At 72.3% G+C, this 21,151-nt stretch carries 15 protein-coding genes; 11 read left to right on the plus strand and 4 right to left on the minus strand.

From position 1 onward, the window contains the following. Positions 1-13: 13 nt before the first annotated feature. From ACZ6B1_RS26145 to ACZ6B1_RS26155, 3 genes are all read left to right on the plus strand, one after another. Positions 14-646, plus strand: coding sequence for a hypothetical protein (locus ACZ6B1_RS26145; protein WP_468782261.1), 633 nt, complete (start codon positions 14-16; stop codon positions 644-646). Positions 647-842: 196 nt separating this feature from the next. Further along, a complete protein-coding gene (locus ACZ6B1_RS26150) occupies positions 843-1,034 on the plus strand; it encodes a hypothetical protein (protein WP_468782263.1) in 192 nt (63 codons plus the stop codon). Between the two features lie 107 nt (positions 1,035-1,141). Further along, a complete protein-coding gene (locus ACZ6B1_RS26155) occupies positions 1,142-4,186 on the plus strand; it encodes a helix-turn-helix transcriptional regulator (protein ID WP_468782265.1) in 3,045 nt (1,014 codons plus the stop codon). A gap of 24 nt (positions 4,187-4,210) precedes the next feature. Here ACZ6B1_RS26155 and ACZ6B1_RS26160 read toward each other — a convergent pair whose 3' ends face one another. Together ACZ6B1_RS26160 and ACZ6B1_RS26165 are read right to left on the minus strand one after the other, a co-directional pair. Then, positions 4,211-5,380 (minus strand): PQQ-dependent sugar dehydrogenase, encoded by a 1,170-nt coding sequence (locus ACZ6B1_RS26160; protein ID WP_468782266.1) that lies wholly within the window; start codon positions 5,378-5,380, stop codon positions 4,211-4,213. Between the two features lie 109 nt (positions 5,381-5,489). Next, entirely contained in the window at positions 5,490-6,488 is a 999-nt protein-coding gene (locus ACZ6B1_RS26165; protein WP_468782267.1) for an aldo/keto reductase, read from the minus strand. 75 nt (positions 6,489-6,563) lie between these two features. On the opposite strand from ACZ6B1_RS26165, the gene ACZ6B1_RS26170 reads away from it, so the two are divergent. The 6 genes from ACZ6B1_RS26170 to serA all read left to right on the plus strand — a co-directional run bounded on the left by ACZ6B1_RS26170 (position 6,564) and on the right by serA (position 16,493). Next, positions 6,564-7,517 carry a 2-hydroxyacid dehydrogenase gene (locus ACZ6B1_RS26170; RefSeq protein ID WP_468782268.1) on the plus strand — a complete coding sequence of 318 codons (954 nt, stop codon included), beginning with the start codon at positions 6,564-6,566 and terminating at the stop codon, positions 7,515-7,517. A 373-nt stretch (positions 7,518-7,890) separates the two neighbouring features. After that, positions 7,891-10,914, plus strand: coding sequence for a putative bifunctional diguanylate cyclase/phosphodiesterase (locus tag ACZ6B1_RS26175; RefSeq protein WP_468782269.1), 3,024 nt, complete (start codon positions 7,891-7,893; stop codon positions 10,912-10,914). A gap of 243 nt (positions 10,915-11,157) precedes the next feature. After that, on the plus strand, positions 11,158-13,005 hold the full coding sequence (locus ACZ6B1_RS26180) for an acetolactate synthase large subunit (RefSeq protein WP_468782270.1): 1,848 nt from the start codon (positions 11,158-11,160) through the stop codon (positions 13,003-13,005). 26 nt (positions 13,006-13,031) lie between these two features. After that, complete coding sequence (gene ilvN / locus ACZ6B1_RS26185; protein ID WP_030216544.1) at positions 13,032-13,556, plus strand: acetolactate synthase small subunit; 525 nt, start codon at positions 13,032-13,034, stop codon at positions 13,554-13,556. A 118-nt stretch (positions 13,557-13,674) separates the two neighbouring features. Further along, on the plus strand, positions 13,675-14,673 hold the full coding sequence (gene ilvC, locus ACZ6B1_RS26190) for a ketol-acid reductoisomerase (RefSeq protein ID WP_468782271.1): 999 nt from the start codon (positions 13,675-13,677) through the stop codon (positions 14,671-14,673). Between the two features lie 230 nt (positions 14,674-14,903). Then, on the plus strand, positions 14,904-16,493 hold the full coding sequence (gene serA, locus ACZ6B1_RS26195) for a phosphoglycerate dehydrogenase (protein ID WP_468782272.1): 1,590 nt from the start codon (positions 14,904-14,906) through the stop codon (positions 16,491-16,493). A gap of 69 nt (positions 16,494-16,562) precedes the next feature. Here the strand turns inward: serA and ACZ6B1_RS26200 are convergent, their stop codons facing one another. Beyond that, positions 16,563-18,110 (minus strand): MFS transporter, encoded by a 1,548-nt coding sequence (locus tag ACZ6B1_RS26200; protein WP_468782273.1) that lies wholly within the window; start codon positions 18,108-18,110, stop codon positions 16,563-16,565. Positions 18,111-18,208: 98 nt separating this feature from the next. Between ACZ6B1_RS26200 and ACZ6B1_RS26205 the strand changes: the two genes are divergently transcribed. Continuing rightward, the gene (locus ACZ6B1_RS26205) at positions 18,209-18,790 is read left to right on the plus strand and encodes a TetR/AcrR family transcriptional regulator (protein WP_468782274.1); all 582 of its coding nucleotides are present in this window, start codon (positions 18,209-18,211) and stop codon (positions 18,788-18,790) included. 17 nt (positions 18,791-18,807) lie between these two features. Here the strand turns inward: ACZ6B1_RS26205 and ACZ6B1_RS26210 are convergent, their stop codons facing one another. Further along, positions 18,808-20,046, minus strand: coding sequence for a PucR family transcriptional regulator (locus ACZ6B1_RS26210; RefSeq protein ID WP_468782275.1), 1,239 nt, complete (start codon positions 20,044-20,046; stop codon positions 18,808-18,810). A gap of 145 nt (positions 20,047-20,191) precedes the next feature. On the opposite strand from ACZ6B1_RS26210, the gene ACZ6B1_RS26215 reads away from it, so the two are divergent. Then, the gene (locus tag ACZ6B1_RS26215; RefSeq protein ID WP_468782276.1) at positions 20,192-21,118 is read left to right on the plus strand and encodes a proline dehydrogenase family protein; all 927 of its coding nucleotides are present in this window, start codon (positions 20,192-20,194) and stop codon (positions 21,116-21,118) included. Positions 21,119-21,151 lie beyond the last annotated feature (33 nt).

Here is a 21,151-nt window from a genome sequence, read left to right on the forward strand (position 1 = left end):
TACGGTGCCGGGCATGGCAACGAACACACAGGACGTCAACAGGACCGACGACGAGCGGACGGCGGAGGAGGAAGCGGCCGCCACCGGGACGGACGCCGCGAACTCGGCGGACGGCACCGGCCCGGCCGCGAACGGCGAGGAGACGCGGGGGACCGACGGAACGCCGCAGACCGGGGCGCGGAAGGCGCCCGGGGAGCCGGCGGGTTCCGAGGAGTCCGACGCCTTCGAGGACGAGCCCGTGGAGAAGGTGCCCTCCGGGGTCGGACTGGGCGCCGGTGCCGTGGTCTCCGCCGCGCTGGGCCTGGTCTCCCTCACCGGTGGCTGGATCGGTACCGTCGCCGCCGCCCGCGAGACCCTGGTCGGCCAGCTCCAGACCTCCTCCGGCGCGAGCGTCGCCAAGCAGATCAAGGAGGTCTACGGCGACGCGTGGCACACCACCGCCCTGTGGGCCGGCCTGTTCGCGCTGGCCGCGCTCGTCACCGGCGTGGTCGTGCTCGTCCGGCCCGCGTTCGGCGCCCACGGCCGCCCGTCGGCCGCGTGGATCAGGTCGGTCGCGTGGGGCGGGGTCTCGCTCGGCGTCATCGGCCTGCTGCTGGCCGTACTGAAGTACTCCGACGCGCTGCTCGCCCTGCCCTCCACGGGCTGAGAACCCGCGGGTCCGCAGGGGCCTTAGGGAATCCCTGAGCACCTTAGGGAGCCCCTGGGGCCCCTTATCCGTGTCCGGGCCCGGCCGCCGGTTCCCAAGATGCGGAACTCTCCCGATGTGGCGCACCCCCCTGGGGGACGAGTGTGGAGGCATCGCAACAAGCGACGCCGACACCGGCCTCCGGAAGGACCACGCCATGTACGAGTACGAGACCCACCGGCTCCGTCACGCCGAGCTGCGCCGTGCGGCCGCCCAGGAGCGCCTGGCCCGCGAGGCCGTCGGCGCCCGGCGCGCCGCACGCCGTGAGGAGGCGGCCCCGCTCGGCGCCCCCGGCGCCGAACCCCATACCGACCGCCCCCGCCGGCACCGGCTCCCGCGCACCGCGTGAGTGCCGGGCCCGCGGGCGCCGGTACCGGCACGGCCGTCCCGGCCGTTCGTACGACCATCGCACCGGGACTGTGGAAAACGGGTCCCGCGCCCTCCGGACCTCGTGCGATGCTCGGGCCCGTGGAGAACAGGTCCGTCAGTCCCGTGTTCGTCGGCCGCGCCGACGAGTTGGACACCTTGAACGACGCGCTCGCCCGTGCCGCCGCGGGCGAGCCGCAGGCGCTGCTGCTCGGCGGCGAGGCGGGGGTCGGCAAGACCCGCCTCGTCGAGGAGTTCGCCGCCGTCGCCGGCCGCAGGTCCGCGGTCGTCGCCGTGGGCGGCTGTGTGGAGATCGGCGCCGACGGGCTGCCCTTCGCCCCCTTCTCCAGCGCGCTGCGCGCCCTGCGCGACGCCCTGCCCGAGGAGTTCGCCGCCGCCGCGGCCGGACAGGAGGAGGAACTGGCCCGGCTGCTGCCCGAGCTCGGCGAGGCCGCCTCGAGCCGCCACGACGAGCAGGGCACCGCCCGCCTGTTCGAACTCACCGCCCGGCTGCTGGAGCGGGCCGCCGCCGAGCGCACGGTCGTCCTCGTCCTGGAGGACCTGCACTGGGCCGACGCCTCGACCCGCCACCTGCTCGCCTACCTCTTCCGCACCCTGCGCACCGGCCACCTCCTGGTGCTGGCCACCTACCGCGCCGACGACATCCACCGCCGCCACCCGCTGCGACCCCTGCTCGCCGAACTCGACCGGCTGCGCACCGTCCGCCGCCTCGAACTCGCCCGGTTCACCCGCGAGGAGGTGGCCCGCCAGATCGCCGGCATCCTCGCCACCGAACCCGACCCCGCCCAGGTCGACGCGATCTTCGAACGCTCCGACGGCAACGCCTTCTTCGTCGAGGAACTGGCCGTCGCCGCCTGCGAGGGCTGCTGCGCCGGCCTCTCCGACTCCCTGCGCGACCTGCTCCTGGTCCGGGTCGAGAAACTGCCCGAGACCGCCCAGCGGGTCGCCCGGATCGTCGCCGAGGGCGGCTCCACCGTGGAGTACCGGCTGATCGCCGCCGTCGCCCGGTTCACCGAGGACGACCTCATCGAGGCGCTGCGGGCCGCCGTGGGCGCCAACATCCTCACCGCCACCCCGGACGGCGACGGCTACCGCTTCCGGCACGCCCTGGTCCGCGAGGCCGTCGCCGACGACCTGCTGCCCGGTGAACGCTCCCGCCTGAACCGCCGCTACGCCGAGGCGCTGGAGGCCGACCCCTCGCTCGTCCCCGCGGGCGCCCGCGTGATGCGCCTGGCCAGCTACTGGTACCACGCCCATGACCCCGCCAAGGCCCTGCCCACGGTCCTGGAGGCCTCCGTCGTGGCCCGCCGCCGGCACGCCTACACCGAGCAACTGCGGCTCCTGGAGCGGGCGATGGAGCTGTGGGACACCGTGCCCGAGGAGGTCCGCTCCGGCCTGCGCCCGGTCGACTACACCGGCGTCTACCCCCCGTGCGGCTGCGACCCGGCCACCACCCCGCTGCGCTACCTCGACCTCATGGCCGAGGCGGCGGTCGCCGGCCGCTTCGGCGGCGAACGCGAACGCGCCCTGAAGATCGTCAAGCGGGCGCTGCAACTGCTCGAGGACGACCCGGACCCGCTGCGCGCCGCCTGGTTCTGGGTCCAGCGCTCCCGCCTGGTCCAGGCCCTGGCCCGCGGCGACGGACGGCTGGAACTGGCCACCGCGCAGGAGTTGGTGCGGGGCCTGCCGCCCTCCGAGGTGCACGCCGAGGTGCTGACGGAGTCCGCCGGCTGGTCCATGCTCCACCGGCCCGGACCCGAGGCCCTCGCGGACGCCGAGCAGGCCGTCGAGTACGCGCGGATGGTGAACGCCCGCGAGATCGAGCTCAACGCCCGCCTCACCCTGGGCGGCCTCATGGTCGACGCCGGTGAGATCGAGGCCGGACTCGCGGAGATGTCCCGGGTCAAGGACGAGGCGATCGCCGAGGGCGTGTCCCAGGTGGCGGGCCGCGCCCATGTGAACCTGCCGGGCTCGCTGCAGTCCGTCGGCCGGGACCGGGACGCCGAGCCCATCCTGCGCGAGGGCATCGCCTTCACCCGCAGGTACGGACTGCCCGACTCCCAGGCGTGGGTGTGGGGCAACCTCTCCGACGCGCTGTACTCGCTGGGCCGGTGGGAGGAGGCCGCCGAGGCGGCCGGACAGGCGATCCGCATCGGGCGCGGCGCCAAACCCCGCGGCGCGGGCGCCCTGCGCCTGGCCCACCTCGCCCTGGCCCAGGGGGACGGCGCGGAGGCCGCCCGCCAACTGGCCACCGCCCGCACCCACTACGGCACCCGTGACCCGATGCCCCAGAACGGGCTGCCCCTGGCCCGCATCGCCGTGGGCGTCGCCGCGTGGGAGGGCCGGCTCCCCGACGCCCGCACCGAGTTCCTGACCGCCCTGGAGGCCGGCTTCCCGGCCGGTACCCAGCGCTACGCCTGGCCTCTGCTGCTGGCGATGGCCACCGCCGAGGCCGACGCCGGCACCGTGCCCGCCGCCGAAGCCGGCCGGGCGGACATGCTCGGCCGGCTCTCCGGGGCGGCCCGCGGGCTCATCGCCGACGCCCCCCTGTGGCGCGCCTACGACCAGTGGACCCGGGCCGAACTGCTCCGGGCCGAGGGCCGGGACACCGACGGCACCTGGTCACCGGTGGTCACGGCGTTCGAGGGCCTGGACCGCCCCTACGACCTGGCCCGGGTCCGCCACCGCCTCGCCCAGGCGCTGCTGACCGACGCCGCCGAGGAGCACCGGGAGCGGGCCGTGGAACTGCTGAGACTGTCCGGAGCGGTCGCCGGCCACCTCGGCGCCCGGCCGCTCGCCGACGCGGTCGCCCGGCTCGCCCAGCGTGCCCGGCTCACCCTCGGCCATGCCCCGCGCCGGGCCCTCGCGCCCGCCGATCCGGTGTCGGCCCTCGGCCTCACCAGCCGGGAGCGGGACGTCCTGCGCCTGGTCTCGGCCGGCCGCACCAACCGCCAGATAGCCGAGGAGCTGTTCATCTCCCCGAAGACCGCGAGCGTGCACGTCTCCAACATCCTGTCCAAGCTCGGTGTCTCGGGCCGGGGCGAGGCGGCGGCGGTGGCACACCGGCTGGACCTGTTCCCACCGGACAGCGAGGACCGGCTGGTGGCGGGATGAGGGCGGCGGACAGCAACGGTCCGCTCATCGGACCGACACCTCCAGCACCCGGTCGTCCCCCTTCTTCGGCGACCCCCGGCCGTCGGTGTTGCTCGTGACCAGCCAGATCCTGCCGTTCCCCGCCGGGACGACGGTGCGCAGCCGGCCGTACTCGCCGGTGAGGAACGCCTGGGGGGCCGCCGAGGCGGCGGTGCCGCGCAGCGGGACGCGCCACAGCCGTTCGCCCTTCAGACCGGCCATCCAGATCACCCCGTCGACATAGGCGATCCCGCTCGGGGAGGCCTCGTCGGTGTGCCACTGGGCCACCGGGTCGCGGAAGCCGGCGCCGGAGGACCGTCCCTCGGCGTCCGGCCAGCCGTAGTTGCCGCCCGGCACGATCGCGTTCAGCTCGTCCCAGGTGTCCTGGCCGAACTCGGAGGCGAACAGGCGCTGCCTGGAGTCCCAGGCCAGCCCCTGCACGTTGCGGTGGCCGTACGAGTACACGGGGGAGCCGGGGAACGGATTGCCGGGGGCCGGTTCGCCCTCCGGGGTCAGGCGCAGGATCTTGCCACCCAGCGACTTCCTGTCCTGGGCCAGGCCGCGGTCGCCGCTCTCGCCCGTGCCCGCGTACAGCATCCGGTCCGGGCCGAAGGCGATCCGGCCGCCGTTGTGGATGAACCCCTTGGGGATGCCCCTGAAGACCGTGTCCGGGGCGCCCAGTTGCTCACCGGCCGGCTTCTTCTCGTCGTACAGCATCCGGACGATGCGGTTGTCCGAGGCCGAGGTGAAGTAGGCGTAGATCATGTGGTCCGAGGCGAAGCCGGGGGAGAGGGCGATGCCGAGCAGGCCGCCCTCGCCGTCCGCGGAGACCCCGGAGACCGTGCCCAGCCCGGTGCTGCGGCCCGTCCTCTCGTCGATTCGGGTGATCGTGCCGTCGTCCCGGGAGGAGACCAGCAGCCCGCCGCCGGGGAGCGGGGCCAGCCCCCACGGCGTCCTCAGGCCGTCGGCGACGGTGCGCAGCACCTTCACCGAGCCCTTGGCCGGCGGCGCCGACTCGGTGGCCCGGCCGGACGGAGCGGTGGCCGTCGCCGTCCCCCTCGGCGTGGTGCTCCCGCCGTCACCCGGGAAGCCCTGGCCGCCGGAGGAGCAGCCCGCCGTCAGCAGGAGCGCGGTCGCGGCCAACACGGCCGTCACAACTCGGCGTTGCACGATCATGGTCCCTTCGCAGCGGCGGACGTACGACAGTTTCTCCCGGGTTCCTCCCTCTCATACTCCGCCCGTCCCGCCCGGGTTCCCGCCCGGCGCGCACCGCACGCGGGACCGCTCAGTCCCAGGAGCCCCGCGCCGCCGGCAGCCGGGACACCTCCGCCAGGTCCTCCGCGGTCAGCCGCAGCGCGGCCGCCGCCGCGTTCTCCCCGGCCCAGCGCTCGCGCTTGGTGCCGGGCAGCGCGATCACGTGACGGCCCTGTGCCAGCACCCAGGCCAGCGCCACCTGTGCCGGAGTGACGTCCGCGCCGTGCCGGCGGGCGATCCGGCGCAGACCGGCGACGATCGGCTGGTTGGCCGCCATCATCTCGGCCGTGAAGCGGGGGTGCCGGGCGCGCACGTCGTCCGGCTCGAAGCCCTCGCCGGGCGTGAGCGTGCCGGTCAGGAAGCCGTTGCCCAGCGGCATCGCGGCCAGGAAGCCCACACCCCGCGCCTCGCACCACGGCAGCAGCGTGTCCAGCGCCTCCGGCGACCACACCGACAGCTCCGCCTGCACCGCGCTCACCGGGAAGACCTGCTGCACCCGGTGCAGCTGACGCAGCGTGGTGTCGTAGAGCCGGTTGCCGGAGCGGCGGTGGCCGCGCGCGCCCACCGCGCACAGGCCCAGCGCCCGTACCTTCCCGGCCAGCACCAGATCGGCCATCGCGCCCCAGGTCTCCTCCACGGGGACCTCGGGATCGGCGCGGTGCAGCTGGTAGAGGTCGATCACATCCGTCTGCAGCCGCCTGAGCGAGGCGTCGCAGGCCCGTTTCACATAGCCCGGGCGGCCGTTGGCCACGATGTGCTGCTCGCCCACGAGCAGCCCCGCCTTCGTCGACACGAAGGCGTCCCCGCGCCGCTCCCTGAGCACCCGACCCAGCAGCAGCTCGTTGGTGAACGGGCCGTACATGTCGGCCGTGTCCAGCAGGTTCGAGCCCTGGTCGAGCGCCCGGTGCACGGTTCTGAGCGACTCGTCGCCCCGCTGCCGGGAGCCGGTGTACGCCCAGCTCATCGGCATGCACCCGAGTCCGACGGCCCCCACCGCGAGCGCCCCCGCGCCGATCGTCCTGCGCTCCACCTGCTCGTGAACCTCCCTCGTCCGGTCCCCCAACCTAACGCCCCACGCCTGTACGCCTGACATAGCCTCCTTGCCATGACACAAGACGTGTGGCTTCCCATCGCGCCGGAGGAGATCGAGGGGCTTCCCCAGGGGCCCCGTTACCTGTTCTGGGACGGAGGCGACGACGGCGAGCAGGAGTTCCCCGGCGACCCCGCCGCCTGCGCCTTCTACGTCGTGCCGTACATGCGTTCAAGCGCCGTGGGGCTGCGGCCGATGGACCGCATGAGCACCGTGCGGGTCGTGCAGACGCTGTCGGCCGGCGTGGACCACCTGAACCCGGGTCTGCGGCACCTGCCCCCGGGCGTGAAGCTGTGCAACGCGCGCGGAGTCCACGAGGCCAGCACGGCCGAACTGGCCCTCGCGCTCGTCCTCGCCTCCCTGCGGGGCATCCCCGACTTCGTCCGGGCCCAGGACCGGGGCGAGTGGGGCGGGGGCTTCCACCCCGCGCTCGCCGACAGGACCGCCCTGATCATCGGCTACGGGGCCATCGGCGCCGCCATCGAGGACCGGCTCGCGCCTTTCGAACTCGCGCGGGTGGCGCGCGTCGCGCGCTCAGGGCGCACTACGGCGCGCGGTCCCGTGCATCCGCTCCCCGAATTGCCCGCTCTGCTTCCGAAAGCCGATGTCGTGATCCTTTCCACGCCCTTGACGGAGGCGACCAGAGGTCTGGTGAACGCGGACTTCCTGAGCCTGATGAAGGACGGGGCGCTGCTCGTCAACGTCTCCCGCGGACCTGTCGTGGACACGAACGCGCTGCTCACCGAGGTGGAGAAGGGGCGCATCACGGCCGCCCTCGACGTCACGGACCCCGAGCCGCTGCCGCCGGGGCACCCCCTGTGGACGGCGCCAGGTGTGCTCATCAGCCCCCACGTCGGCGGACCCACCTCGGCCTTCCTGCCGCGCGCCAAGCGGCTTCTGGTGGACCAGTTGCACCGATTCGTGAACCACGAGCCCCTGCGGAACGTGATCCTCACTACGGGGACCTGACACACTCCCGGCACCCTCCGCAATCTTCCGAGCGCGGAACGTGTTGACATCTTCGCTGATCGTCACGGAGCGTAGAGAAGCTATGTCCCTGAGTGACGATCCTGGTGTATCGTCCCGACAGGGGCTGCGCCGCTGACCGTTCGGCGCCGGGGAGCGACAGATCGGACTTGTGAGGGGGGCGACGGGCGATGCACGGCCTATGGACGAACGATCCGACGCGGCGGAGCCGCCGGCGGGGACCCTGGCGCACGACCGCGCGCAGACGCGGCCACCACACGAGCCATCACTGCCACCGCAAACCGGCCGGCCGCGGGAGGTTCGCGGCGCACCGGGACACCGGGGAGCCGCGAGCGGCGCGCACCGGGAGGCCCCGGTGAACGCCCCGCCCGCCCTGACGGGCACCCTCGACGGCACGCCGCTCGCTCCGTCCGCGCCGCCGGCCCCGGCACCCGCCCGGCCGCCGTCCGCCGCCGAGGGCCCGCGGCTGGTGCCCCAACTCGTCCTCGCCCTGGTCTGCGGGGCCTATGCGATCGGCTCCATGTTCGACTGGGGTTCCGAGCAAGTGGCGCTGGTCATGGGCGACTTCGGGCTGAGCGCCGCGGCCGGCGCCGCCGCCGTCTCCTGTTTCCGCTACGCCCGCGGGCCCCGGATCCGCTTCCGGCCGGCCTGGCTGCTCTTCGCGCTCTCCTCCGCGATGGCCTCCCTCGGCAACGCGGTCTGGGGGTGGTACGAGGTCGTCCTGGGCCGGCCCGTGCCCAGCCCCAGCTACGCCGACCTGTTCTTCCTGTGCTTCGCGCCGCCCGCCATCGTGGGCCTGCTGGTCCTCGCCCAGCGGCCGGCGAACCGGGCGGGCTGGATCTGCCTGGCGCTGGACGCCTGGCTGATCGGCGGCTCGCTGCTCACCCTGTCCTGGAGCCTCGCGCTGGCCCAGGCCGCCCGGTTCGACGGGCCGAGCGTGGCGCACACCGCCCTGTCACTGGCGTACCCGCTGCTGGACATCGCGCTCGTCAGCATGGTGCTCGCGCTGCACTTCCGCCGCTCCCCGGGCAACCGCACGGCGGTCAACACCGCGATCGGCGCGCTCGCCCTGACGGTGATGTGCGACGCGCTGTTCACCTCGCCGCTGCTGCACAGCAGCTACCACTCCGGGCAACTGCTGGACGCGGGCTGGTTCGCCGGTTCGCTGCTGCTCGCCTACGCCCCCTGGGCCGCGTCCCACCGCACCGGGGCAGCGGACCGCGAACGGCGCGTGCCCGAGGGGCACTCCCGCGTGGTCCACGAGCACGTACCGGGGCAGCGCGGCCCCGGCCAGGCCCACGTGCCCCCGCCCGCGCCGGGCGGCGGCGACCACCCGCGGTACCTGCCCGGCCGGCCGATCACCGGCTCACTGGCCGCGCTCACGCCGTACCTGGCCGCCGCCGTGTGCACCCTGGGCATCCTCTACAACGTGCTCAACGGCCGCAGGCCCGACCACGTGGTACTGATCACCGCGGGCGCGGTCGTGCTGGCTCTCGTCATGCGGCAGGGCATCATGCTGCTGGACAACATCACCCTCACCCAGGAACTGGCGCAGAAGGAGAACCACTTCCGCTCCCTGGTGCAGGGCTCCAGCGACGTCATCATGATCGCCGCGCCCAACGGCATCCTGCGCTACGTCTCCCCGGCCGCCGCCGGGGTCTACGGACGGCCCGCCGAGGACCTGGTGGGCACCGAACTGGCCGCCCTGATCCACGCGGAGGACCTGGGCTGCGTGGTGCACGAGGTGCGCCGCTTCCTCGCCGCCAGCCCCCTCGACGAACCCACCACCCGCATCGAGTGCCGCTTCCGGTCGGGCGACGGGGGCTGGCTCAACGTCGAGTCCACCGTCAACCGCCACCACGGCGGCCTGATCTTCAACAGCCGGGACGTGACCGAGAGAGTCCGGCTCCAGGCCCAGTTGCAGCACAACGCCGAGCACGACCCGCTCACCGACCTGCCCAACCGCGCGCTGTTCACCCGGCGCGTCCAGCAGGCCCTCTCCGGCCGCCGTGCCACCGACCGGGGCGCCGCCCTGCGCGGCACCGCCGTGCTCTTCATCGACCTGGACGGCTTCAAGGCCGTCAACGACACGATCGGGCACCAGGCCGGGGACGAGCTGCTCGTCCAGGCCGCCCGCAGACTCCAGGACGCGGTCCGGCAGGGAGACACCGCGTCCCGGCTCGGCGGCGACGAGTTCGCGGCCCTGATCGCCGGGGACGGTACCCGCGACCGGGCCGCCCGGGAGCGGAACATCCTGGAGCTCGCCGACCGCCTCAGGACCACGCTCTCCCAGCCCTACTCCATCGACGGCAACGATGTCCGGGTCAACGCCTCCATCGGTGTCGCCTTCGCCGAGCCGGGCCTCGGCGCGGGCGAGCTGCTGCGCAACGCCGACCTCGCGATGTACCGCGCGAAATCGGCCGGCAAGGGCCGTGTCGAGCTGTACCGGCCGCAGATGCAGCAGGACGTCGTACGCAAGGCCGAGCTGGCCACCCGTTTGCGCGCCGCCCTGCACGACGGCGAGTTCGCGCTGCTCCACCAGCCGGTGGTGAGCCTCGGGAACGGCCGGATCACGGCGGTCTCCGCGCAGGCGCGCTGGCGCTCCTCCCAGGGGGTGCTGTTCACCCCCGCCGAGTTCCTGAGAGTGGCCGAGGACGGCGACAAGACGGCGGAGCTGGACCGCTGGATCCTGCGGGAGGCGGTGGACCAGGCCGCGGAGCGGGCCGCCGCCGGGCACGTCGTGCCGGTCGCCGTGCGGCTGAGCGCCCGGCGGCTGCTGGACCGCTCGATGCCCCTCGGCACCGTGGAGGCGCTGCTGACCCGGCACGGTCTGCCGCCCGGCGCACTGGTCCTGGAGCTGTCCGACACCGACCACCGGACGTCGCTGGAGGAACTGGAGCGGCGGCTGACCGCGCTCAGCCGGCTCGGCGTGCGGATCGCGCTCGACGGCTTCGGCAGCGGCCACGCGGCCATCACGGCCCTCAGGCGGCTGCCCGTGGACATCCTCAAGCTGGACCGGGGTCTGGTCGAGGGGGTCGCGGAGTCCGCTCGGCTGCACAAGATCACCAGCGGGCTGCTCCGTATCGCCTGCGATCTCGGGCTCCAGTCCGTGGCCGAGGGCGTGGATCTGCCGGAGCAGGTGACCGCGCTGCGCGCGATGGGCTGCACCCACGGCCAGGGCAGCGCGTTCGCGGGCCCGCTGGACGAGTACCGGCTGCGCCGGGCGCTCGGATCCGGCCATTATCCGGTGCCCCACACACCTGCCGAACCGGCGTTCGCCGGTGGAGCCGCGGGGGTGTACACCGGAGGGGTGTCCGCCGTCATCGGAGGTGGCAATGCCCTTCGCTCACATGCTGAGACGCCCGTCCCACCCACTTGACACGCGGTGCGTGCCGGGGGGAGGGTCAGTGCCATGCGCACCCGAATTCTCGTACTTGGACAGCGCGTCGGCTGAGCTGGGACCCACCGGAGGACGTTCCGGAATCCCCAGCGACCTCCCCGGCGCGCTCCCCTCGCTTGCCTTCCGGCACGAGGGGTTTTTTGTTGCACGAGTGCCTTTCGTGCGGCGCTTCGACTCCGCCCAAACCTCGCATAAGACCTCAGCATCGAGAAGAGAATGCCGATGACCGAGCAGGCCACCGGGGCCCATCCGCAGCCCCGGCCCCGATCCGGAGGACATCAGTCCGCCCCCGTCGAGCACGTCACGGGTGCGCAGTCCCTCATCCGCTCCCTCGAGGAGGTCGGCGCGGACACGGTATTCGGCATTCCCGGCGGTGCGATCCTGCCCGCGTACGACCCGCTGATGGACTCCACCCGGGTCCGGCACGTCCTGGTCCGGCACGAGCAGGGCGCCGGCCACGCGGCCACCGGCTACGCGCAGGCCACCGGCAAGGTCGGCGTCTGCATGGCGACCTCGGGCCCGGGCGCGACCAACCTGGTCACCCCGATCGCCGACGCGCACATGGACTCGGTGCCGCTCGTGGCGATCACCGGGCAGGTCGCGTCCAAGGCGATCGGCACGGACGCCTTCCAGGAGGCGGACATCGTCGGCATCACCATGCCGATCACCAAGCACAACTTCCTGGTCACCAAGGCCGAGGACATCCCGCGGACCATCGCGGAGGCCTTCCACATCGCCTCCACCGGCCGCCCCGGCCCGGTCCTGGTGGACATCGCCAAGGACGCCCTCCAGGCGCGGACCACCTTCTCCTGGCCCCCGGTCACGGACCTGCCCGGCTACCGCCCGGTGACCAAGCCGCACGCCAAGCAGATCCGCGAGGCCGCCAAGCTGATCACCACGGCGAAGCGTCCCGTCCTCTACGTCGGCGGCGGCGTCCTCAAGGCGCGGGCCACCGCCGAGCTGAAGGTCCTCGCCGAACTCACCGGAGCGCCCGTCACCACCACCCTGATGGCGCTCGGCGCGTTCCCCGACAGCCACCCGCTGCACGTGGGAATGCCGGGCATGCACGGTGCGGTCACCGCCGTCACCGCGCTGCAGAAGGCCGACCTGATCGTCGCCCTCGGAGCCCGCTTCGACGACCGCGTCACCGGCAAGCTGGACAGCTTCGCCCCGTACGCCAAGATCGTCCACGCCGACATCGACCCCGCCGAGATCGGCAAGAACCGCGCCGCCGACGTGCCGATCGTCGGAGACGCCCGTGAGGTCATCGCCGACCTGGTCCAGGCGGTGCAGAAGGAGCACAGCGAGGGCCACAGGGGCGACTACACCGCCTGGTGGAGCGACCTGAGCCGCTGGCGCGACACCTACCCGCTCGGCTACGACCAGCCCGAGGACGGCTCGCTGTCCCCGCAGGCGGTCATCGAGCGCGTCGGGCAGCTCGCGCCCGAGGGCACGATCTTCGCGGCGGGCGTCGGCCAGCACCAGATGTGGTCCGCGCACTTCATCCAGTACGAGCGGCCCGCCACCTGGCTGAACTCCGGCGGCGCCGGAACCATGGGCTACGCGGTCCCGGCCGCGATGGGCGCCAAGGCCGGGCAGCCCGACCGCACGGTGTGGGCGATCGACGGCGACGGCTGCTTCCAGATGACCAATCAGGAGCTGACCACCTGCGCCCTGAACAACATCCCGATCAAGGTCGCCGTCATCAACAACGGCGCCCTCGGGATGGTCCGCCAGTGGCAGACCCTGTTCTACAACCAGCGGTACTCCAACACCGTGCTGCACTCCGGTCCGGAGGACGTCAACCCGGAGGCCAGGGGCACCCGCGTCCCCGACTTCGTGAAGCTGTCGGAGGCGATGGGCTGCCACGCGATCCGCTGCGAGCGTCCCGAGGACCTGGACAAGGTCATCGAGGAGGCGAACTCCATCAACGACCGCCCGGTCGTCGTCGACTTCATCGTCCACGAGGACGCGATGGTGTGGCCGATGGTCGCCGCCGGCACCTCCAACGACGAGATCATGGCCGCCCGGGACGTCCGCCCCGACTTCGGCGACAGCGAAGACGACTGAGCCGGCAGAGCGAAGGAAGACCAGACATGTCCAAGCACACGCTCTCCGTCCTGGTGGAGAACACGCCCGGCATCCTCGCCCGGATCGCCGCCCTCTTCTCCCGTCGCGGCTTCAACATCGACTCGCTCGCGGTGGGGGTCACCGAGCACCCCGACATCTCCCGGATCACCATCGTGGTCAGCGTCGAGGAGTTCCCGCTGGAGCAGGTCACCAAGCAGCTCAACAAGCTCGTCAACGTGCTGAAGATCGTGGAGCTGGAGCCCGGCCAGGCCGTTCAGCGCGAACTCGTCCTGGTGAAGGTCCGCGCCGACAACGAGACGCGCTCCCAGATCGTGGAGATCGTCCAGCTCTTCCGCGCCAAGACCGTGGACGTCTCCCCGGAGGCCGTGACCATCGAGGCCACCGGATCCAGCGACAAGCTGTCCGCCATGCTCAAGATGCTGGAGCCGTTCGGCATCAAGGAGCTGGTCCAGTCCGGCACGATCGCTATCGGCCGCGGCGCCCGTTCGATCACGGACCGGTCGCTTCGCGCTCTGGACCGATCCGCGTAAGGCTGGGTACGGGCGGCCGGCGCGCACCGTCCGCCCGTATGCCGAGACCCCGAAACTTCCTTCCCCCTCACCGGCATACGGTGGGAGCAGAAACTGCACACCAAGGAGAGAACCCAAAGTGGCCGAGCTGTTCTACGACGCTGACGCCGACCTGTCCATCATCCAGGGCCGCAAGGTCGCGGTCATCGGCTACGGCAGCCAGGGCCACGCCCACGCGCTGTCGCTGCGTGACTCCGGTGTCGACGTCCGTGTCGGTCTGCACGAGGGCTCCAAGTCCAAGGCCAAGGCCGAGGAGCAGGGCCTGCGCGTGGTGACCCCGGCCGAGGCCGCCGCCGAGGCCGACGTCATCATGATCCTCGTCCCGGACCCGATCCAGGGCCAGGTCTACGAGGAGTCCATCGCCCCGAACCTGAAGGACGGCGACGCGCTCTTCTTCGGCCACGGCTTCAACATCCGCTTCGGCTTCATCAAGCCCCCGGCCGGCGTGGACGTCTGCATGGTCGCCCCGAAGGGCCCGGGCCACCTGGTCCGCCGCCAGTACGAGGAGGGCCGCGGCGTTCCCTGCATCGCCGCCGTCGAGCAGGACGCCTCCGGCAACGCCTTCGCGCTGGCCCTGTCCTACGCCAAGGGCATCGGCGGCACCCGGGCCGGCGTCATCAAGACGACCTTCACCGAGGAGACCGAGACCGACCTGTTCGGCGAGCAGGCCGTCCTCTGCGGTGGCACCGCCGCGCTGGTGAAGGCGGGCTTCGAGACCCTCACCGAGGCGGGCTACCAGCCCGAGATCGCCTACTTCGAGTGCCTGCACGAGCTGAAGCTGATCGTGGACCTCATGTACGAGGGCGGCCTGGAGAAGATGCGCTGGTCCATCTCCGAGACCGCCGAGTGGGGCGACTACGTCACCGGCCCGCGCATCATCACCGACGCCACCAAGGCCGAGATGAAGAAGGTCCTCGCCGAGATCCAGGACGGCTCCTTCGCCCAGAACTGGATGGACGAGTACCACGGCGGCCTGAAGAAGTACAACGAGTACAAGCAGCAGGACTCCGAGCACCTGCTGGAGACCACCGGCAAGCAGCTCCGCAAGCTGATGAGCTGGGTGAACGAGGAGGCGTAAGCCCCACGTCAGGGGGTCGGGGCACACTGCTCCGGCCCCCTTTGTCCACCCCGTCCAGCCACGGACGGGTGATCCTTCCGCAGAGGCGCAAGACGGCCTCCTGCACGCCACTAGACTGCTGCACAACATACGCGTCAGGCCCACAGCGTCGTGCGTCTTCCGCGGCTAGCCCCCCTCCACCGCCAGCGGCCGTCGGGACGGCCGTCCGCATTGGACTTGTGAGGACTCACGTGAGCTCGAAACCCGTCGTACTCATCGCTGAAGAGCTGTCGCCCGCCACCGTCGACGCGCTTGGCCCGGACTTCGAGATCCGGCACTGCAACGGCGCCGACCGCGCCGAGCTGATCCCGGCCATCGCCGACGTCGACGCGATCCTGATCCGGTCCGCCACCAAGGTCGACGCGGAGGCCGTCGCCGCCGCGAAGCAGCTCAAGGTCGTCGCGCGAGCCGGCGTCGGCCTGGACAACGTCGACGTCTCCGCCTCCACCAAGGCCGGCGTGATGGTCGTCAACGCCCCGACCTCCAACATCGTGACCGCCGCCGAGCTGGCCTGCGGTCTGCTCCTCGCCACCGCCCGCAACATCCCGCAGGCCAACGCCGCGCTGAAGAACGGCGAGTGGAAGCGCAGCAAGTACACCGGTGTCGAGCTGGCCGAGAAGACGCTCGGTGTCGTGGGCCTGGGCCGCATCGGCGCCCTCGTCGCCCAGCGCATGTCCGCCTTCGGCATGAAGGTCGTCGCCTACGACCCCTACGTGCAGCCCGCGCGGGCCGCGCAGATGGGCGTCAAGGTGCTGTCGCTGGACGAGCTGCTCGAGGTCTCCGACTTCATCACCGTCCACCTGCCGAAGACCCCCGAGACCCTCGGTCTGATCGGCGACGAGGCGCTGCGCAAGGTCAAGCCCAGCGTGCGCATCGTCAACGCGGCCCGCGGCGGCATCGTCGACGAGGCGGCGCTGTACGCGGCGCTGAAGGAGGGCCGGGTGGCCGGCGCCGGCCTCGACGTGTACGCGAAGGAGCCCTGCACGGACTCCCCGCTGTTCGAGCTGGACCAGGTCGTCTGCACCCCGCACCTCGGCGCGTCCACGGACGAGGCCCAGGAGAAGGCCGGTATCGCCGTCGCCAGGTCGGTGCGCCTCGCGCTCGCCGGCGAGCTGGTGCCGGACGCGGTGAACGTCCAGGGCGGTGTCATCGCCGAGGACGTCAAGCCGGGTCTGCCGCTCGCCGAGCGCCTCGGCCGTATCTTCACCGCCCTCGCGGGCGAGGTCGCGGTCCGCCTCGACGTCGAGGTGTACGGCGAGATCACCCAGCACGACGTGAAGGTGCTCGAGCTGTCCGCGCTCAAGGGTGTCTTCGAGGACGTCGTCGACGAGACGGTGTCGTACGTCAACGCCCCGCTGTTCGCGCAGGAGCGCGGTGTCGAGGTGCGTCTGACGACCAGCTCCGAGTCCGCCGAGCACCGCAACGTGGTGACCGTGCGCGGCACGCTGGCGGGTGGCGAGGAGGTGTCGGTCTCCGGCACGCTGGCCGGCCCGAAGCACCTGCAGAAGATCGTCGCGGTCGGCGACTACGACGTCGACCTCGCCCTCGCCGACCACATGGTCGTCCTGCGCTACGAGGACCGTCCGGGCGTCGTCGGCACCGTCGGCCGCATCCTCGGCGAGGCCGGCCTCAACATCGCCGGCATGCAGGTCGCCCGCGCGGCGGCGGGCGGGGAGGCGCTGGCCGTCCTGACCGTCGACGACACGGTGGCCGCCGGCGTGCTGGCCGAGGTCGCGGAGGAGATCGGGGCCACGTCCGCCCGCTCGGTGAACCTGGTCTGACGGACCGGCAACCGCGAAGCGCCGGACGGGTCGTGACCCGTCCGGCGCTTTCTCGTGTCCGGTGGCGTCTCAGGCCGCGGTCTCCATCCCGGCCGTGGCCGCCGGGGTGCGCCGCGTCCCGGTACCGCGCAGCGTGACCGCCGCCGCGCCGGCCGCGAGGGCCAGCACCGCCGCCCCGGCGATCGCCGCCCCGTGCATCCCGGTGGTGAACGCCTCCCGGGCCGCGGTCGCCAGGGCGTCACCCGTGCGCCCCGGCAGTCGTCCGGCGACCGCAAGCGCGCCGCCCAGGGTCTCGTGCGCCTCGGCCGGGGCCGAGGCCGGCATCTCGTGGCGGTAGAGCGCCGTACCGATGGAGCCGAGGACCGCCATGCCCAGCGCGCCGCCGAACTCCTGGCCGGTCTCCAGCAGTGACGAGGCCGCGCCCGCCTGTTCCACCGGAGCCGTGCCCATCGCCAGGTCGGTCATCTGGGACATCACCATGACGATGCCGGACGCCAGTACGCCGCAGGCGGCGAGGACGAGCCAGAGCGAGTCCGTGCCGGTCAGGGCCAGCATCCCGTAGCCCGCCGCCGCGACGGTGAAGCCGGCGGTGACCACGTAGGCGCGGTCGACGCCCCGCTGGACCAGGGCGGTCGCGGCCGGGGCCGCCATGCCGATCGGCACCGACGGCAGCAGCGCCCACAGGGCCGCCTCCATCGCGCTCTTGTCCAGCACCGACTGCAGGTACTGCGTGGTGAAGAAGGCCGAACCCATCATCGCCAGCGCGGAGACGAGGTTCAGGACGATGGCGGGGGCGAAGCCGCGGCCGCGGAAGAGGGCCGGCGAGATCATCGGGGAGGCCGCGGTGCGCTGCCGGTGGACGAACAGGGCCGCGAAGAGCAGGCCCACGGTGACCGGGACGACGTACCGCGGGTGCCAGCCCTCGGAGGGGATCTCCTTGAGGCCGTAGACCACGGGGAGTACCGCGGCCATCGACAGCGGCACGCTCAGCAGGTCGAAGCGGCCGGGCCTCGGGTTCTTCGACTCGGGCAGCAGCACCGGGCCGAGGAGCAGCAGCAGCGCCATCGCGGGCAGATTGACCAGGAAGACCGAGCCCCACCAGAAGTACTGGACCAGGACACCGCTGAGCACCGAGCCGAGCGCGATGCCGCCGGTCATCACACCGGACCAGACGCCGATCGCCTTCGCCCGCTCCGCCGGGTCGGTGAACATCGTGCGGACCAGCGCCATGGTCGACGGCATCAGGGTCGCGCCGCCGATGCCGAGGACGGCGCGCGCCGCGATCAGGGTCTCGGCGCTGTTCGCGTACGCCGCCACCAGGGACGCGGCACCGAAGGCGGCGGCGCCGATCAGCAGCAGCCGGCGCCGGCCGATGCGGTCGCCCAGCGAGCCCATCGTCATCAGCAGGCCGGCCAGGACGAAGGCGTAGATGTCGAAGATCCACAGCTGCTGGGTGCCGCTCGGCTCGAGGTCCGCGCTGATCGCGGGGATGGCGAAGTACAGGACGGAGACGTCCATCGAGACCAGCAGCAGCGGCAGCATCAGCACGCAGAGCGCGGTCCATTCGCGGCGGCCCGCGCGGCCGCCGGGGGATTCGTTGCTCGTCGGGTTCGTCATGACGGTGACTGTACGGACGTCCTAAACGCTTGTCTAGAACGCTTGTATAAGTCAGGCGTCTAGGACAGCTGTATGGATCCGGCGCTAGGCTGGTCCGCATGGGACATCGTGAGGATCTGCTGGAAGGCGCCAAGAGCTGCCTGCTGGAAAAGGGCTTCGCGCGCACCACGGCGCGCGACATCGTCAAGGCGTCGGGGACCAACCTGGCCTCGATCGGCTATCACTACGGATCGAAGGACGCCCTGCTGGCCAAGGCGTACGTCGCGCTGGTGGAGGGCCTGTCCGACGCTTTCGACGGAGGGGGTGCCGTGGAGCCGGAGGGCGCGCCCGGGTCCCTGGAGCGCTTCCGGTGGGTGTGGTCGAACATCGTCGACACGATGCGCGAGCCCGGCTCGATGTGGCGCCTCAGTATGGAGATCGTGGTCATGGGCGACCAGCTGCCCGAGGTCCGTGACCATCTGGCGCTCGCCCAGCGGGAGGCCGGCCGCGGCCTCATCCCGATGCTCATGGGCGGCCGGGAGGAGGATGTCCCGGACGAGACCGCGGACACCCTCGGCAGGTTCTACGTGACCCTGATGACCGGGCTCATCGCCCAGTGGACCTTCGACCCGAAGACCGCCCCCGACGGGGACGCGCTGACCGAGGGCCTGCGCCTGATCATCGAGGCCGCCAGCCGCTGACCGCTCGGCTCGGCCGCTCAGGTCAGCCGCGCCCGCTTCAGCGCCATGTGGAGCAGCAGCCGGTCCTCGCCGTCGTCCAGGTCGAGGCCGGTGAGCTGCTCGACGCGGGAGAGGCGGTAGTAGAGGGTCTGCCGGTGGACGCCCAGCTCGGCCGCCGTGCGGCCGGCCTGCCCCGCGCAGTCGAGGTAGACCTCGGCGGTGCGGGCCAGCTCCCGGTGGGCCGGGGCCAGCAGCGGGCCGACCGCGGGATCGTGGGCGGTCTGCGGCGGCAGCGCGGTCAGCAGCCGGTACGGCCCGACGCGCCCCCACTCGGCGACCGGCCCGAACCGCGGCTCGGCCAGCGCCGCGCGCGCCGCGGCGGACGCCTCCTGCCAGACCTCACCCAGGGCGGCGAGCCCGATACGGGGCTCACCGACCCCGGCGGCGGCCGCGTCCCTGGACCGGCGCGTGCCGAGCGCCGCCGCCGACTCCTTCAGCACCCGTGAGGCCGCCGTCAGGGCCGGTGCCGCCACGTCCGCCGAGCGGAGCCGCACCAGCACCGCCAGGCTCTGCTCCGTGGCCCCCCACGGGACCGTGCACAACGCCGTGGCGTGCGGAACGGTGCGGACGGACGGCGCGTCGTCCGGGTCGGCCGACGGCCAGGGGGCGACGCAGACCAGCGTGTGCGGACCGTCCGCGCGGGTCCCCAGCGCGGTGCGCAGTTCGGCCACCGCCATGTCCTGCTGCCAGCCGCGCTCCGCGGTCAGTACCGCCCGTAGCTCCCGGCCCAGCCCCGCACCCGCCCGCTGCTCGTCCGCGAGCAGGGCGCCGATCCGGCCCGTCACCTGCATGGCGGCGCCCAGTTGCGCCTCCGTCGGGCCCGGGTCGTCGTCCAGCAGCCAGACATAGCCGAGGACCACACCCCGATGGCGCACCGGCAGGCAGATGCGTCCGCGGTAGACGCCGGCCTCCGGGGTCGGCGGGATCCGCACCGGTCCGGTGGCCCGGGTGATGCCGAAGCCCTCGAACCACTCCCGCACCGTCGTGGTGGAACGCCGGGTCAGGATCGAGCGGGTGCGCACCGGGTCCAGGGCCGACGGGTCCAGGTCGCCCTCGCTGTCGTACGCGCCGAAGGCGATCAACTCGAAGTCCCGGTTCTCCAGGGTCGCGGGAACGCCCAGCAGCTCCGAGATCTCGTCCACGAGCTCCTGGTAGTCAGCTTTGTACTCCGACGCCACCCCCGTATTCTCGCGCACTTCCGCGTCCGCTTCATACATCTGTCTGAGATCCCGGGCACGGATGCGTGACAGCTGTCGATGGCAGACGATCGGAGTGATCCGTAAGTTTCACGGTGGTTCTCCGTGCCGTATCCGAATCGTCGGACGTCGGCCCTATTTGGTGCTTTTGTAGTGGAGGTGCCCCGTGCTGGGTCCCGTGATTCTCGCCGCGTCGCGCAGCGACCGGATGCGACGCCTGATCTCGGCGGCCCCGGTGACCAAGCAGGTCGTGGACCGCTTCATCCCCGGCGAGACCGTGACCGACATCGTCCCGATCATCAGGGACCTGACGGCCAAGGGCCTGGAGCTGACGATGGACGTCGTCGGCGAGGACATCACCACCCCCGAGCAGGCCTCCGCCGCCCGGGACGCCTACCTCGAGCTCATCGGCCGGCTCGAGGAGCTGGGGCTGGGTGAGAAGGTCGAGATGTCCGTCAAGCTCTCCATGTTCGGGCAGGCGCTGGAAGGCGGCCACGAGCTGGCCCTCGCCAACGTCCGCCCGGTCGTCGAGGCCGCCGCCGCCGTCGGCACCACCGTCACGCTGGACGCCGAGGACCACACCACCCTGGACTCGATGTTCGCCATCCACGAGGAACTGCGGAAGGACTTCCCGCAGACCGGCTGCGTCATCCAGGCCTACCTCTTCCGCACCGAGGCCGACGCCCGCCGCCTCGCGGAGGCCGGCAGCCGGGTACGCCTGGTGAAGGGCGCCTACAAGGAGCCCGCCGAGGTCGCGTACCAGCAGAAGCACGAGATCGACAAGGCGTACGTCCGTATCCTGAGGACGCTGATGGAGGGCGAGGGCTACCCGATGATCGGGTCCCACGACCCGCGCCTGATCTCCATAGCCCAGGAGCTGGCCCACCAGGCCGGCCGCAAGCTGGACGAGTACGAGTTCCAGATGCTGTACGGCATCCGCGGCGACGAGCACCTGCGGCTGGCCGCCGAGGGCCACCGCATGCGCGTCTACACCGCCTACGGCACCGACTGGTACGGCTACTTCATGCGCCGTCTCGCGGAGAAGCCGGCGAACCTGCGCTTCTTCCTGCGCAGCATGGTCAGCAAGGGCTGAGCCCGAACACCCGCTCACGTACAAGGAGTCAAG

It is taken from the genome of Streptomyces sp. NPDC041129, assembly GCF_055592265.1.

Bases quoted from the DNA above. Each gene is read 5' to 3' on its own strand.
- ACZ6B1_RS26145 (WP_468782261.1), top strand. From the start codon at position 14: ATGGCAACGAACACACAGGACGTCAACAGGACCGACGACGAGCGGACG.
- ACZ6B1_RS26150 (WP_468782263.1), top strand. From the start codon at position 843: ATGTACGAGTACGAGACCCACCGGCTCCGTCACGCCGAGCTGCGCCGT.
- ACZ6B1_RS26155 (WP_468782265.1), top strand. From the start codon at position 1,142: ATGCTCGGGCCCGTGGAGAACAGGTCCGTCAGTCCCGTGTTCGTCGGC.
- ACZ6B1_RS26160 (WP_468782266.1), bottom strand. From the start codon at position 5,380: ATGATCGTGCAACGCCGAGTTGTGACGGCCGTGTTGGCCGCGACCGCG.
- ACZ6B1_RS26170 (WP_468782268.1), top strand. From the start codon at position 6,564: ATGACACAAGACGTGTGGCTTCCCATCGCGCCGGAGGAGATCGAGGGG.
- ACZ6B1_RS26180 (WP_468782270.1), top strand. From the start codon at position 11,158: ATGACCGAGCAGGCCACCGGGGCCCATCCGCAGCCCCGGCCCCGATCC.
- ilvN (WP_030216544.1), top strand. From the start codon at position 13,032: ATGTCCAAGCACACGCTCTCCGTCCTGGTGGAGAACACGCCCGGCATC.
- ACZ6B1_RS26200 (WP_468782273.1), bottom strand. From the start codon at position 18,110: ATGACGAACCCGACGAGCAACGAATCCCCCGGCGGCCGCGCGGGCCGC.
- ACZ6B1_RS26205 (WP_468782274.1), top strand. From the start codon at position 18,209: ATGGGACATCGTGAGGATCTGCTGGAAGGCGCCAAGAGCTGCCTGCTG.
- ACZ6B1_RS26210 (WP_468782275.1), bottom strand. From the start codon at position 20,046: ATGTATGAAGCGGACGCGGAAGTGCGCGAGAATACGGGGGTGGCGTCG.